The sequence below is a fragment of the Novosphingobium pokkalii genome (assembly GCF_014652855.1).
Lineage (GTDB): Bacteria > Pseudomonadota > Alphaproteobacteria > Sphingomonadales > Sphingomonadaceae > Novosphingobium > Novosphingobium pokkalii.
The window spans coordinates 1-13,331 of sequence record NZ_BMZP01000020.1 but is presented as its reverse complement, the minus strand read 5'-3'; the positions used below and the strand labels follow the sequence as shown (position 1 = coordinate 13,331).

Sequence of the window (13,331 nt, the reverse complement as noted above, 5' to 3'; positions counted from 1 at the left end):
GGTGCAGGTTGTGCAGGCGATCGCCATCGAATTCGATCGACAGCTTGGCGGGCCGCGTCAGCCTGAAACGGGCGACATTGCCGGCGAGCACCGGAACCACGCCGGCACGCGCCGGCCGGGAGTCCGCCGCTCTTGCCCCCGATCATCGTGGCGCCGGGCCAGACGATCCCCGTACCTTGAGTTCAAACGGCATAACATGGTGGCGCGCTGCTGGTTCTTCGCTTCCCGCGGTGCGGCGTTGGCGTAGCGTATCGGTCACGATCGGCGCCGAATTGTGGCGGCGGCTGAAAGCATGTGGTTTTGGCGGTTCGTTACGCGTGCTCAGCGAATGGGCCACCCGCCGGCGTCGCGACGAGAAACTCGGCCACACCGGCTCGGCTCAGACATCTCTGATCAACGCGGTAATCGAAAAGGCTGTGCCGGCGCTGATAACCGCACGCCAGGCTCTCGACCGCTTCCACGCGATGATGCGCTCGAAAGACAAGGCACGGCTCGATCCATGGATCGCCATGGCGGCCAAGAGCAAGCTTGCGGCATTCGCCGCCGGCGTCGAGACCGACAGGGATGCCGTTGCTGCCGCGATCTCAACGCCGTGGTCCAGCGGCCAGGTCGAGGGCAAGGTCAACCGCTTGAAAGCAATCAAGCGACAGATGTATGGGCGCGCCAAAATCGATCTGCTCAAGGCCCGGGTGATGCACCCGCATGATCCGAATTGCACGGAATCTGACTCAGACCCCCTTTTGCACGCCGGCCCACAGTTCCCAGGGCTCGGTTCATGCTGGAGCTTTCGAACTGGTCTGGTTGCAGGCTGGGCGAATAAGTTCTTCGCGTTCTGCAGGATCAGGAGCGCCAAACGTCTGCATGGTTCCGACCAACAGGCCGGGAGCCTCTTCAAAGCCCAGCGTGACTGCTGCGGCATCGCTGCGTGCCATTAGGTGGGCGACCCTGGGGGCATGAATAGCAAGATCGGCAGGCGTGGGAGACGTGTGCATCATCGCGGCAGCAGATACCGTGGTCAGATGGAGGCCGGTTTGCATGGCTGCTCTTTAACGCATTCTACTGATGAATGCCGTCGTCAATCATGCGGCAGCGAACTGATCGTAGGCTTCCACCGCTTGAGCTGCATACATCAGGCTTGGCCCGGCGCCCATGTAGATGGCCAGACCCATGGCATCCATCACTTCCTCGCGGGTAGCACCATGTTTGACGGCGGCCTGAGCGTGGAAAGCCACGCAACCATCACAGCGGATCGCGACGGCAATGCCCAGTGCGATCAGTTCCTTGGTCTTGCTGTCCAGCGCACCGTTGGCTGTGGCGGCGCTGGCCATGGCAGAGAAGTTGTTCATCACATCAGGCGCGCCAAGGCGGACTTCCTTGATAGCGCCTGACAGTTCCTTGGCCATCTGCGGCCAGTCCTTGTGCATGGTCAGTCTCTTGTCAGGGGGTGATCTGGCCGGCCAGCGCATTCAATTGCCACGCGGCTACCATGCGCTGTCCCTCGGCTTCGATCGCCGCGGCGTCGGCGGCTGCGGCCTCACGCTCGGCGTCCAGAACGGCAAGGGTTGGCTTGGCGCCCACTTTGGCTTCCAATTGCACGCTGCGTAACGCCTGCGCCGTGGCGGCGGATCGGGCGGCGCTGGCCTCCACCATGAGGTTCGCGGTTTTCAAGTTCGTCCATGCGGAGATGACCGCAGCATCGATCTGTTCGCGGGCCTCGCGGGCGCGGGCTTCGCTTGCATCCAGCGTGGCATCGGCTTCGTGAATTTTGGCGGCTGTGCGCCCACCGGCGAACAAGGTCCAGCGGCCCCTGACACCTACGGCCATCGCATCGGCGCGGTAATCGGGGAAGAACTGGTCGCGGCTGCGGGTCGCCTCGGCAAAGGCGCCGATGGTGGGCAGGCTTTCGGCCTTTGCGCCGCGCAACCCGGCGCGCGCAATGTCGATGCCCTTTTCAGCCTGAGCCAACATTGGATTGCTGTGTTGGGCGCCGTCGAGCGCCTCATCCAGCGTGGGCGGTGTTACGGGCAGGGCGGGCAAGGGGGCAAGCGCACCAGCCTCGTGGCCGGTCATGCGGCTATATTGTGCCTCGGCGGTGATGCGGCGTCCCTGTGCGGCGGCAAGCCCGGCCTCGCCCTCGGCCCGGCGCGCGGTGGCGGCTGCAAGGTCGGAGGCGGGGATTTCGCCCGCCTGAAAGCGCAGCTTCGCCTGCCGCTCGACTTCGGCCAGTTCGCTGGCCAATTGCTGATAGCGGGCCTCTATGCGTCGGGCGGCCAAAACCTCGGCATGGGCCGCGACCGCGCCCACCATCACCCTTGAGCGCGCATCAGCCAGCGCCAGCGCGGCCACGGCCTGCCCGCCTCGCGCCTGGTCTATGGCGGCGGCCACCCGGCCCCCGGCATAAAGCGGCATTTCGGCCCCCGCACGCAAGGCCAACGGGGTGACATTGCGGGCGGTGAAGCCAAAGAAGACACCGTTGTCGATACGGCCTGCGCCGATTTGCCCCTCGACACTCAGCATCGGGTTCCCCTGCGCCTTGGCGCCATCGAGCCTCGCTTGGGCCTGCGCTTCCCCGGCTTGCGCCTCGGCAAGGACCGGGGCGTGGGCCAAGGCATCGGCGATGGTGGCGTCAAGGTCTTGGCCCTGCGCCCACGCCGGGGCGGCGGCCAGCAAGGGCAGAAGCATCATCAGACGGCGCATGGCATCAGCCTTTATTTGAACGTGCAGCCAGGTTTCACGCCCATGGCGCGGAACAGAATGGCGGCGGGGCAAAAGCCGGTCACGCTGGCCTGAAGCATGTTGGCCCCGGCAAACATGGTGAGGTAAATCCACGCCGGGTTCACAAAATGGGCGGCCAAAGCGCTGCCCAGAACAACAGTGCCCGCAAAGCGCATCACAGCGGTATCGAGGCTCATCGCACATCCTCCTTGGTGGTTTCTTTCAGCTTGTTGATGCCCAGCACTTGCAGGGCCAGCTTTTCATAGAAGGGCTCGCTGACGCCCGAACGGACCTTCTTGAGGAAGTATTTTTCAAAGCCGACCTTGGCCAAATGCACCCATTTGCCATGCGACGACCAATTGACATTGCGCGGCGGGATCTGGGGCTGGGCGACAAAGGCCACGCCGCCATCGCCGAAATCGGCAAGGCATACCGCGTTCCAGCTTGGAACTTCGTTGGGTTGGCGCCCATCGAGTTCGGCGGCGATGTTATGGGCAACGGCGGTTACCATGCTCTCGATCATGAAGCCGGTCTTGGGCACGCCTACGGGCACGGGCGTTGGCCCCAAGGGCGGGATCGCCACGCAGACACCCAGCGAATAGACGTTCTTGAAGGTGGGATTGCGTTGGTGCTTGTCGGCCAGGATGAAGCCGCGCGGGTTGGTCAGGCCCTCAATACCGTAAACCGCCTTGATGCCGCGAAAAGCGGGTAGCAGCATCGAGAAGCCGAAGGGCAGATCGTGGGTCTTTTTGACCGCGCCGTCCTCGCCCACTTCCTCGACATGGGCCATGCCATCCTCAAAGCTGGTGACGCGGGCGTTGGTGACCCATTTGATGTGCCGCTCACGCAACTGGCTTTCCAGCAACCCCTTGGTGTCGCCCACACCATCAAGGCCGAGATGCCCGATATAGGGTTCGCTGGTGACGAAGGTCATCGGCACCTGGTCACGGATCTTGCGGCGGCGCAATTCGGTGTCGAGGATCAATGCGTATTCATAGGCAGGGCCAAAGCAGGAGGCACCCTGCGCCGCTCCAACAACGATGGGTCGCTGGCCTGAATCGGATAGACCTTTGCAGAATTCATCGAAGGCATCGGCGGCGTGAGCAGCATGATCGGTCTTGCAGACAGAGACCGTATGCCCATCGGGCCCGAAACCGGGAATTTCGTCAAAGGCCAAGTCTGGCCCGGTGGCGATTACCAGCCAGTCATAATGCATGGATGAGCCATCGCGCAGTTCCACGCGGTTTTCCGTGGGGTGAACCCGCGTGGCGCCCACGCTGGTAAAGCCGATGCCCTTTTTTGCCATCACCGGGGCGAGGGGAACGCGAATCGCGTCCGGCTCACGCCAGCGCACCGCCACCCATGGGTTTGACGGCACAAACCAGTAATCCTCGCTGTCCGACACAACGGTGACTTCGGCGCGGCCCTTGGTGGCGTCGCGGATTTCGTAAGCCGCGATTGTGCCGCCAAGACCAGCGCCGAGGACCAGAATGCGGGGCAAGGTGTTTGCAGGCTTGGACATGGATCTGCTCTCCCAAACGGTGCGCCCCCGTTGGCTGGTTGGATGAGGGGGACTCGATAGCCGTTTCAATCTTGCTTGACTAATATGACCATCTTGCAATATAAGCAAGTCATGTTTTTCTGGCGCCCTCGTGCGCTGCCTGTTTGGAGTTGGGATGATGGTCTTTGGCCTTGGAAAATCAGCGAAACACCGGGAGATCAGCGCTTCGGAACTGGCCGCGATGGTGCAGGCGAATCAGGCTCTTGTGGTCGATGTGCGTGAAATCGATGAGTTCGCGGGAGGTCATATTCCCGGCGCGATCAACATGCCCCTGTCCACCTTCCAGCCCAGCAGGTTGCCCGATCCCAATGGCAAGCAACTGGTGCTGACCTGCCTTGGCGGCAAGCGTTCGGGCATGGCGCTCGACAAATGCGTGGCGGCGCAAGCCAGTGTGGACACGCATCTTGCCGGTGGCTTTGGTGCTTGGGCCAAAGCTGGCTTGCCGGTTGAACGCTAAGAACAACGGCCAGGGGCGGGACGGGAGATGACGATGCGTAAAGGTATGCAGGCCAAGGCTTTGTTGGCCCTGGTTATGGCGGCATCGCTGCAAGGGTGCGGGCAGGACAACCCCGCCCCCGAAGCCACCGTATCCGCCAGGGGACCGCGCTTGACTGCCGCAGCCAGTGACACGCCTGATTGGCAAAGCGTCTCCGCCGAGGTCACCAGTCAGGATCAAGCGCAAGTTCTGGCGCGCATTCCGGGCATCCTGACCACCCTGTCGGTGCGCGCTGGGGACAGCGTGCACAAAGGGCAGCTACTGGGCCGCATTGCCGACAGCCAGTTGACCTATCAATCTGCCGCCTACGGCGCGCAGGCCGCCGCCGCACAGGCACAGGCCGCACAGGCCAAGGCTGAGCTGGACCGTGTCAAATTCCTCGCCGCCAACGGTGTCTATGCCAAGGCACGGCTTGAGCAGGCCGAAGCGGGCGCCAGCGCCGCGGCCGCCCAGACACAGGCCGCTCGTGCCCAGCAGGCCAGTGTTCGCGCGATGGCGGGCAATGGTGCGGTGATCGCCCCCGCCACGGGGCGCGTCTTGCGCGCCGACGTTCCCGCCGGATCGCCTGTCGCGCCGGGCATGGTGGTGGCGGTGGTCACCTCCGGCCCGGTGGTGCTGCGGCTTGATTTGCCCGAAGCACTGGCGGCCAAGGTCAAGCCCGGCGCCCGCGTGCGAATTGAGGGCATGAGCGGCGAGGGCAGCGTCACGCGCATATACCCGGCAGTAACCGCAGGACAGGTCAGCGCCGATGTCGCCATGGCCGGGTTGGATGCCAGCCTGATCGGGCGGCGCCTGGCGGCGCAATTGGCGGTCGGAACCCATCGCGCGATGATCGTCCCGCGTGGCTTTGTCATGACGCGCTACGGGCTCGATTACGTGCAGGTGGTGGGCAAATCTGGTCGGGTGATGCAGGTGCCGGTGCAGACCGCACCCGCCGCCGACAGCAAGAGCGTGGAAATTCTTTCGGGCGTCAATGCCGGTGATGTGCTGGTTGCCGCCGCCCAGGGCGCGAATCTTCCTGCGGGAGCGCGCTGATGAACCTTGGCATTTCCGGACGCATCACCCGCGCCACCATCGCCTCGCCGCTGACACCGCTGTTCCTGCTGGCGGCCATTCTGGTCGGGCTGATCGCCACCATCACCATCCCGCGTGAAGAAGAGCCGCAGATCAAGGTGCCGATGGTTGATATCCGCGTTGCCGCACCGGGCCTTTCGGCAGCGGATAGCGTGGAACTGGCGGGCAAGCCGCTCGAGCAGATCGTCAAGAGCATCGATGGCGTCGAGCACGTCTATACGCAGGCGCAGGACAATGGCGTCATGGTGACGGCGCGCTTCAACGTCGGGCAGGATCCCGAGGCTGCCGCCACCCGCGTCGACGAGAAGATCAAGGCGAACATCGACAAAATCCCGGCGGGCGTTTTGCCCCCGCAGATCACGGTACGCGGCATTTCCGACGTGCCGATCGTGGTGCTGACGCTGACACCAAAGGGCGCCGGCTGGGACGAGCGCAGCCTCTACACGCTGGCCACCAAATTGCGCGCCGAAGTGGCCAAGGTCGATGATGTTGGCCTGACTTTCATCACCGGCGGACAGCGCGAGGCGATCCGGGTGATTCCCGATCCGGCCAGGCTGGCCGCAGCGCGCGTGCCCTTGTCGAGCGTGATCGACGCGATTCGCCAAGGTGGGCGCAGCTTCCCGGCTGGGTCCGTGCGCGAGGACGGGGCAGCGCTTTTGGTGACCGCTGGGGAGCCTTTGGCGAGCGCAGATGATGTGCGACGACTGACGATACGGTCGGTGTCCGGGGCACCGGTGTTGCTGGGCGACGTGGCGCGGATCGAGCAGGGCGCAGCACAGGATCAGGCTCATGCCTGGCGCTGGGCACGCGATGGTGATTCATGGCGCACGGCGCCCGCCGTCTCGATCGCGATTGCCAAGCGCAATGGCGCCAATGCGGTCGATGTGTCCAAGGGCATCGTCGCGCGGGTCGAGGCGCTCAAGGGCAATCTCATCCCCGACAGCGTGGCCGTCAACGTGACGCGCAACTATGGCCAGAGCGCCGATGAAAAAGCCAATGAACTGATCTTCCATCTTGCGCTGGCGACGGTCTCGATCGTCATCCTGATCGGATTTGCCGTAGGTTGGCGGGAGGCGGGCGTGACCGCCATCGTCATTCCCACGACCATCATGCTAACCATGTTTGCAGCACGCATCATGGGCTTTTCGATCAATCGCGTTTCTCTGTTCGCGCTGATCTTTTCCATCGGCATTCTGGTCGATGACGCTATCGTGATGATCGAGAACATTGCGCGGCATTGGGGGATGAAGGATGGTCGCACCCGCCAGCAGGCCGCCATCGAGGCCGTGGCCGAGGTCGGCAACCCCACCATCGTTGCCACGTTGACGGTTGTGGCGGCTCTGCTCCCGATGCTGTTCGTGTCGGGTCTGATGGGCCCTTATATGGCGCCAATCCCGATCAATGCCTCGGCGGCGATGGTGTTCAGCTTCTTCGTGGCCGTGGTGATTGCACCGTGGTTGATGATCCGCTTCGCTCGGAAGACACTGTCAGAGGGCCATGGGCACGAGGATGGTGGCAAGCTGGGCGCGATTTATGCCCGCTATGCGGCCCGCGTGATCGCCACGCGGGGCAGCGCCAAGCGCTTTCTCGCCGGCGTGGGCGTGGCGACGCTGGTGGCTTGCTCGATGTTCTATTTCAAGGCGGTCACCGTCAAACTGCTGCCCTTCGACAACAAGAGCGAAGTGCAACTCGTCGTGGATCTGCCGAAGGGCACCTCGCTTGAGCAGACCGGTCGCGTGCTGGAACAGGCCAGCGCCATCGCTCGCCAGATTCCCGAAGTGACGGCGATGGAGGCCTATGCCGGCACAGCCGCGCCCTTCAACTTCAACGGGTTGGTACGGCACTATTTCCTGCGTGCCGAACCCGAGATGGGTGATGTCATGGTCAGCCTGTTGCCCAAGGACGAACGCAACCGGTCGAGCCATGCGGTTGCCGTGGATCTGCGCGACAGGCTCAAGGCGGTGCGCCTGCCAGAAGGTGGCGTCATCAAGGTGGTCGAAACGCCGCCAGGGCCGCCGGTGCTGGCGACGCTGCTGGCGGAAGTCTACGGACCTGACGAGGCTACGCGCCAGAAGACCGCTACGGTTCTGGAGCAGATCTTCAAATCGGTGCCCTTCATCGTCGATACCGACAATTCTTTCGGCCTGCCACGGCCGACGCTGCGCCTTGCGCCCGATCGCGACAAGCTGGATCACTATGGTGTCGCGCAAGGCCAAGTGCTCGATTCGATCGGCGCTTTGATGGGCAGCCAGACGCTGACCTATGTGCCTCGCGGCCCAGACCGCGATCCGCTGCCGGTCGAGATCGGCCTCGACCAGGCGCAGCGCCAATATAGCGGGGCGCTGGCGGCAACGCCGGTGGCTGCCAGCGCCTCGGGCCAGTTGCTCAGCCTTGGTGAACTGGTCGATGCGAAGCGCGAGCTTGGCGGCCAGACGATCTTCCGGCGCGACGGGCGCGGGGCGACCATGGTGATGGCCGACATGGCGGGGCGTTATGAAGCGCCGATCTATGGACTGCTGGCGGTCGACAAGGCTGTCGATGCCTATGATTGGGCGGGCCATGGCCTCATCAAACCAGAGATCCTGATGCATGGCCAGCCCGACGACGAGAGCCGCCCCTCGATCCTTTGGGACGGCGAATGGGAGATTACCTGGGTCACGTTCCGCGACATGGGCGGAGCCTTCATGGTGGCCTTGCTGGCGATCTATGTGCTGGTCGTGGGGCAATTCGGCAGCTTCAAGCTGCCACTCGTGATCCTCACGCCCGTGCCCTTGACGCTGATCGGGATTGTGGCCGGGCATATGCTGTTTGGTGCGCCGTTTACCGCCACCAGCATGATCGGCTTTATCGCGCTGGCCGGGATTATCGTGCGCAATTCGATCCTGCTGGTCGATTTTATCCGTCACTCCTCCACACCGGGCAAGCCATTGCGCCAGGTGTTGATCGATGCCGGGCGTATCCGCGTCAAACCGATCGCGCTGACTGCTGCTGCTGCGATGATCGGCGCCAGTGTTATCCTTACCGATCCGATCTTCCAGGGGCTGGCGATCTCGCTGCTGTTTGGTCTGGCATCCTCCACCTTGCTCACGCTTTTGGTGATCCCGGCGATCTACGTGACCTTGCGCGATGACGGGATTGCCCTATCTGGAGAGGCATCATGAAACCGACCGACCTTTCCGAATTGAAGGCAAACGCTACGCATATGGCGGCAAGGCTCAAATTGATGAGCCATCCCGAGCGCCTGCTCATGCTGTGCCGTATGGATGAGGGTGAGGTCAGCGTGAACGAATTGGTGGCGATGACCGGCCTTTCGCAGTCAGCCGTTTCGCAGCACCTAGCCATGCTCCGCACCGAGGATGTCGTCAACGTGCGTATCGATGCCCAAGTGCGTTGGTACAGCCTGAAGGATCCGGTGGTTTCAGGCGTGATCCATGCCATGTGTGCGCTTTGCGATGCGGGCACCGTGGCTGTAAAAGCCAAGGTGTGTTGAAGGCTCCGTTTGGATGCTGAAGGCGCGATCGGTCAGGGCCAACGTGGCAAAGCCGCAAGAGACCGCCACCAATCCGACGCACAGCGCGGAAAGACAGCTTCAGGATCGCGCCTGAGGCAAGCGAGCGGGCGGCAAAACCGCCCTGCAATGCGCTGCGCACGCATGCTGGCGGTTCTCCCGGTAATCTGCGCCTGCCCCTGAGCCATGGTCCGCACCACACCCCCGGCCAACATTGCGACCAGCTCTTCAAACGATAGTTGATGCCCTTTTGGCTCTGCCTGCGATGATATTGGCCCCCAACGATGGGCACAATGGCGCCGCAGGTATCAACAACCTATCAAAGGCTTGCGCGACGATCCGGTCGAGTGCGAGGGAGGTAAAGTGACTTGACAATATTACCATTACATCATATTAGAAATATCTGCAATTAGCGGGTGAGTCTGCCCCGGGGGCAAACCATCTGTTGCATACCGCCTGCGATTGCCTGCGTTGCGCAAGAAGCGCAGCCTTTCCAAGGGGACATGTCCGATGGATATGGCGGTTGTCGAATTATCCCGGCTGCAGTTCGCGCTGACGGCCATGTATCACTTCCTGTTCGTGCCCCTCACGCTGGGGCTGTCTTTCATGCTGGTGATCATGGAGAGCATCTATGTGATCACCAAGCGCCCGATCTGGCGGATCATCACCCGCTTCTGGGGCAAGCTGTTCGGCATCAATTTCGTGCTGGGCGTGGCCACGGGCCTCACCATGGAATTCGAGTTCGGCACCAACTGGGCCTATTACGCGCACTATGTCGGCGATATCTTCGGGGCGCCGCTGGCGATCGAAGGGCTGATGGCGTTCTTTCTGGAAGCGACCATGGTGGGGGTGATGTTCTTCGGCTGGGACCGGCTGAGCCGGCGCCAGCATCTGGCCGTCACGTTCCTAGTCGCGCTGGGCACCAATCTTTCCGCGTTGTGGATCCTGATCGCCAACGGCTGGATGCAGAACCCGGTCGGCGCGACTTTCAATCCCGATACGATGCGCATGGAAGTGACCGACTTTTCGGCCGTGCTGTTCAATCCGGTGGCCCAGGCCAAGTTCGTCCACACGGTCAGCGCCGGCTATGTCTGCGCCGCCACGTTCGTGATGGGCGTTTCGGCGCTTTATCTGCTGCGCGGCAAATACACCAACATTGCCCGCCGCTCGATGATGGTGGCATCCGCCTTTGGGCTCGCCTCGGCGCTGTCGGTGGTCGTGCTGGGCGATGAAAGCGGCTATGCGCTGACCGACAACCAGAAGATGAAGCTCGCCGCGATCGAGGCCATGTGGGAGACCGAAGAGGCGCCCGCCGCAATCACGCTGGTGGGCTTGCCCGATGTGGCGGCGCGCAAGACCCATGGCGCAATCAAGCTGCCCTATGTGATGGGCATCATCGGGACGCGCAGCCTGTCGGGCAAGATCGACGGGATCGAGGAACTGGTGTTGCGCGCTGATGAGCGTATCCACAGCGGTATCATCGCCTATGACGCAGTGGAGACGTTGAAGGCAGACCGCGCCAATGTGCCCGCACGCGCCGCCTTTGAGGCGCACAAGCGCGACATCGGCTATGCCATGCTGCTCAAGCGCTATGTCGCCGATCCGCGCAAGGCTGACGACCAGCTGATTCTGAAGGCGGCATGGGATACGGTGCCCAACGTGCCGGTGATGTTTTTCCTGTTCCGCGGCATGGCGGCGCTGGGCTTTGGCTTCATCGCCTTCTTCGCCATGGCTTTCTATTGCGCTTCGGCGTGCCAGTTCTCCAAGCGCTGGTTCCTGAAACTGGCGGTGGTGATGATCCCGCTGCCGTGGATCGCGATTGAATCGGGCTGGGTGCTGGCTGAAATTGGGCGTCAGCCATGGGCTGTCGATGGCGTCTTGCCGACCTTCCTTGGTGCATCTTCATTGACGGTGCCGCAGGTGTGGGCGACGATTTTCGGCTTTACCGCGCTCTATGGCACACTGGCCGTAATCGAGATTCGACTGATGATCGCGGCGATCCGCAAAGGGCCCATCGAACACCATGAGCCTGCAATCGCCGTGCAGGGCTTTGCCCCGCTGCCCGCCGAGTAAGGGGACAGGACATGCATATTCCTCTTGATTATGAAACACTGCGGGTGATCTGGTGGGCGCTGTTGGGCGTGCTGCTGATCGGTTTTGCGCTGACCGATGGTTATGATCTGGGCGTGGGGGCATTGTTGCCCTTTGTCGGGCGCACCGATCAGGAACGCCGCCTGGTCATCAACGCCATCGCCCCGCATTGGGAAGGCCACCAAGTGTGGTTCATCCTTGGCGGCGGCGCGATATTTGCCGCATGGCCTTTCGTCTATGCGGTCAGCTTTTCGGGCTTCTATCTTGCCATGTTCCTGGTGCTCGCGGCGCTGATCCTGCGGCCGGTGGCGTTCAAGTATCGTTCCAAACATGCCGATCCTGCATGGCGCAATCGCTGGGATTGGGCACTATTCGTGGGCGGCTTCGTCCCTGCGCTGGTGTTCGGCGTGGCAGTGGGCAATGTGCTGGTGGGCGCGCCCTTCCGCTTCGATAGCAATCTGCGCATGACCTATGAGGGCACATTGCTGGGCCTCTTCACACCCTTCACGCTGCTCACCGGCCTGCTGTCAGTGGCGACGCTTGCGCTGCATGGTGCCGGTTGGCTGGCTGTGAAGATCGAGGATGGGCCGGTGCTGACCCGCACCCGCGCCATCGCCCGCATTGCCGCGCTGGCCAGCATCGTGCTGTTCCTGATCGGCGGGGTGATGGTGGCCAAGGGCGGCATGGGGCTGGCGCTGACCGGCGCGGTCGATACCCGAGGGCCGTCGAACCCGCTGATGTCGGCCAGTGTTGCCGCGCCTGGTGGCTGGCTGGCAAATTATGGCGCCCATCCATGGATGGTGCTTGCGCCCGCTTTGGGCCTGTTGGGGCCGCTGGTGGCGCTCGCTGGGATTGCCAAGCGTTCCGGGGCGATCAACCTGATCGGCACTGCGTTGGCCACTACAGGGATCATCGCCACGGTTGGCCTCTCGATGTTCCCCTTCATTCTGCCATCCTCCATCGATCCGCGCTCCAGCCTCACGGTCTGGAATGCCTCCTCCAGCCACATGACGCTGTTCATCATGCTGATTGTGACGGTCATCTTCCTGCCTGTGGTGCTGGGCTACACGGCCTGGGTGATGAAGATGTTGGGCGGGCGCATCACCTTGCGCGATGTTCAGACCAACCCTGATTTCTACTGAAAGGAAAAGCCATGTGGTATTTTACCTGGGTACTGGGTTTGGGCCTTGCGGTAGGCTTCGGCATCATCAACGGGCTGTGGCATGAGTTCAACTCGCCGATAGACGATGATCCTGCGGTCTGATCCTTCACGGTAAAGCCCATCAGGACGCAGCGGCGCTGGCCCTTCCTGCCGGCGCCGTTTTGCATGGTATTTGAAAGCGAACCAAAATGAACACGATTTCTCGCTTCATTGTTTTGGGCATGATTGGGGTTGGTCTGGGGCTCCCTGGGCTCGCCATGGGCAAAGCGCGGCAAGCACCTGCAACGCAGCCTTATTATGTTTTCCAAAGGGTCGTCTATCAGAACGATGGCGGATGGCCTGATGACAAGGCCTATTTCAACCGCCTGTTGCACCATATCGGCGCCCATATTGCCGCTACCGACGGCAAGGTTGAAATCAGCGTTGTCAATTTCGCCGCTGGGGTAAAGCTTTTCGTCATGGCCAAGGAGGATGCCGACCTGGCCAAGGCCATCGACGGATTGCGGGCTAAGGGCGTGCGCTTCCTGATCTGCAACAATACGCTGCAAGGCATGAAGTTGACCCCGGCCGATCTTTATGGGGTAAAGCCCGATGATGTCGTGCCCAGTGGTGTCGCTGAAATCGCCCGGTTGCAGGGCAAGGGCTATGTCTATCTTCATCCCTAGCACTACTTTGGCAGAAGTGTGATTTTTGGGATTCCCAAGGCGTAAAATCGCTGATTCAT

General features: G+C 62.4%; 12 protein-coding genes and 1 pseudogene. 9 read left to right on the top strand and 4 right to left on the bottom strand.

The genetic code is table 11. The annotated features are described in order from the left end of the window. Positions 1-263 precede the first annotated feature (263 nt). Positions 264-695 (top strand): annotated as a pseudogene (locus tag IE191_RS21135) (transposase); the annotation flags it as partial. A gap of 384 nt (positions 696-1,079) precedes the next feature. On the opposite strand, the gene IE191_RS17275 reads toward IE191_RS21135, so the two are convergent. The 4 genes from IE191_RS17275 to IE191_RS17260 are packed head-to-tail and all read right to left on the bottom strand — an operon-like array spanning position 1,080 to position 4,306. Further along, on the bottom strand, positions 1,080-1,403 hold the full coding sequence (locus IE191_RS17275; RefSeq protein ID WP_373299323.1) for a carboxymuconolactone decarboxylase family protein: 324 nt from the start codon (positions 1,401-1,403) through the stop codon (positions 1,080-1,082). Positions 1,404-1,437: 34 nt separating this feature from the next. Further along, positions 1,438-2,685, bottom strand: coding sequence for a TolC family protein (locus IE191_RS17270; RefSeq protein ID WP_229815572.1), 1,248 nt, complete (start codon positions 2,683-2,685; stop codon positions 1,438-1,440). A gap of 23 nt (positions 2,686-2,708) precedes the next feature. Next, on the bottom strand, positions 2,709-2,912 hold the full coding sequence (locus tag IE191_RS17265) for a YgaP family membrane protein (protein ID WP_191325629.1): 204 nt from the start codon (positions 2,910-2,912) through the stop codon (positions 2,709-2,711). Further along, a complete protein-coding gene (locus IE191_RS17260) occupies positions 2,909-4,306 on the bottom strand; it encodes an NAD(P)/FAD-dependent oxidoreductase (RefSeq protein ID WP_373299322.1) in 1,398 nt (465 codons plus the stop codon). The genes IE191_RS17265 and IE191_RS17260 overlap by 4 nt, the downstream gene beginning before the upstream one ends. Positions 4,307-4,367: 61 nt before the next feature. On the opposite strand from IE191_RS17260, the gene IE191_RS17255 reads away from it, so the two are divergent. The 8 genes from IE191_RS17255 to IE191_RS17220 all read left to right on the top strand — a co-directional run bounded on the left by IE191_RS17255 (position 4,368) and on the right by IE191_RS17220 (position 13,272). Next, complete coding sequence (locus IE191_RS17255; RefSeq protein WP_373299321.1) at positions 4,368-4,733, top strand: rhodanese-like domain-containing protein; 366 nt, start codon at positions 4,368-4,370, stop codon at positions 4,731-4,733. A 150-nt stretch (positions 4,734-4,883) separates the two neighbouring features. Further along, the gene (locus tag IE191_RS17250) at positions 4,884-5,807 is read left to right on the top strand and encodes an efflux RND transporter periplasmic adaptor subunit (protein ID WP_308432936.1); all 924 of its coding nucleotides are present in this window, start codon (positions 4,884-4,886) and stop codon (positions 5,805-5,807) included. Beyond that, positions 5,807-9,007 (top strand): efflux RND transporter permease subunit, encoded by a 3,201-nt coding sequence (locus tag IE191_RS17245; protein ID WP_191325627.1) that lies wholly within the window; start codon positions 5,807-5,809, stop codon positions 9,005-9,007. The genes IE191_RS17250 and IE191_RS17245 overlap by 1 nt, the downstream gene beginning before the upstream one ends. Further along, positions 9,004-9,336 (top strand): ArsR/SmtB family transcription factor, encoded by a 333-nt coding sequence (locus tag IE191_RS17240; protein ID WP_191325626.1) that lies wholly within the window; start codon positions 9,004-9,006, stop codon positions 9,334-9,336. The genes IE191_RS17245 and IE191_RS17240 overlap by 4 nt, the downstream gene beginning before the upstream one ends. Positions 9,337-9,864: 528 nt before the next feature. Next, positions 9,865-11,427, top strand: coding sequence for a cytochrome ubiquinol oxidase subunit I (locus tag IE191_RS17235; protein WP_191325625.1), 1,563 nt, complete (start codon positions 9,865-9,867; stop codon positions 11,425-11,427). Positions 11,428-11,438: 11 nt separating this feature from the next. After that, positions 11,439-12,587, top strand: a complete 1,149-nt coding sequence (cydB, locus tag IE191_RS17230; protein ID WP_191325624.1) for a cytochrome d ubiquinol oxidase subunit II — start codon at positions 11,439-11,441, stop codon at positions 12,585-12,587. 11 nt (positions 12,588-12,598) lie between these two features. Beyond that, positions 12,599-12,709, top strand: coding sequence for a cytochrome bd-I oxidase subunit CydX (cydX, locus tag IE191_RS17225; RefSeq protein WP_084391181.1), 111 nt, complete (start codon positions 12,599-12,601; stop codon positions 12,707-12,709). Between the two features lie 86 nt (positions 12,710-12,795). Continuing rightward, on the top strand, positions 12,796-13,272 hold the full coding sequence (locus IE191_RS17220; RefSeq protein WP_191325623.1) for a DsrE family protein: 477 nt from the start codon (positions 12,796-12,798) through the stop codon (positions 13,270-13,272). The last annotated feature ends 59 nt before the right edge of the window (positions 13,273-13,331 follow it).

Excerpts from the sequence above, each read along its gene's own strand:
- IE191_RS17235 (WP_191325625.1), top strand. The coding sequence starts at position 9,865 with ATGGATATGGCGGTTGTCGAATTATCCCGGCTGCAGTTCGCGCTGACG.
- cydB (WP_191325624.1), top strand. The coding sequence starts at position 11,439 with ATGCATATTCCTCTTGATTATGAAACACTGCGGGTGATCTGGTGGGCG.
- IE191_RS17270 (WP_229815572.1), bottom strand. The coding sequence starts at position 2,685 with ATGATGCTTCTGCCCTTGCTGGCCGCCGCCCCGGCGTGGGCGCAGGGC.
- IE191_RS17240 (WP_191325626.1), top strand. The coding sequence starts at position 9,004 with ATGAAACCGACCGACCTTTCCGAATTGAAGGCAAACGCTACGCATATG.
- IE191_RS17220 (WP_191325623.1), top strand. The coding sequence starts at position 12,796 with ATGAACACGATTTCTCGCTTCATTGTTTTGGGCATGATTGGGGTTGGT.
- IE191_RS17245 (WP_191325627.1), top strand. The coding sequence starts at position 5,807 with ATGAACCTTGGCATTTCCGGACGCATCACCCGCGCCACCATCGCCTCG.
- IE191_RS17265 (WP_191325629.1), bottom strand. The coding sequence starts at position 2,912 with ATGAGCCTCGATACCGCTGTGATGCGCTTTGCGGGCACTGTTGTTCTG.
- IE191_RS17275 (WP_373299323.1), bottom strand. The coding sequence starts at position 1,403 with ATGGCCAAGGAACTGTCAGGCGCTATCAAGGAAGTCCGCCTTGGCGCG.
- cydX (WP_084391181.1), top strand. The coding sequence starts at position 12,599 with ATGTGGTATTTTACCTGGGTACTGGGTTTGGGCCTTGCGGTAGGCTTC.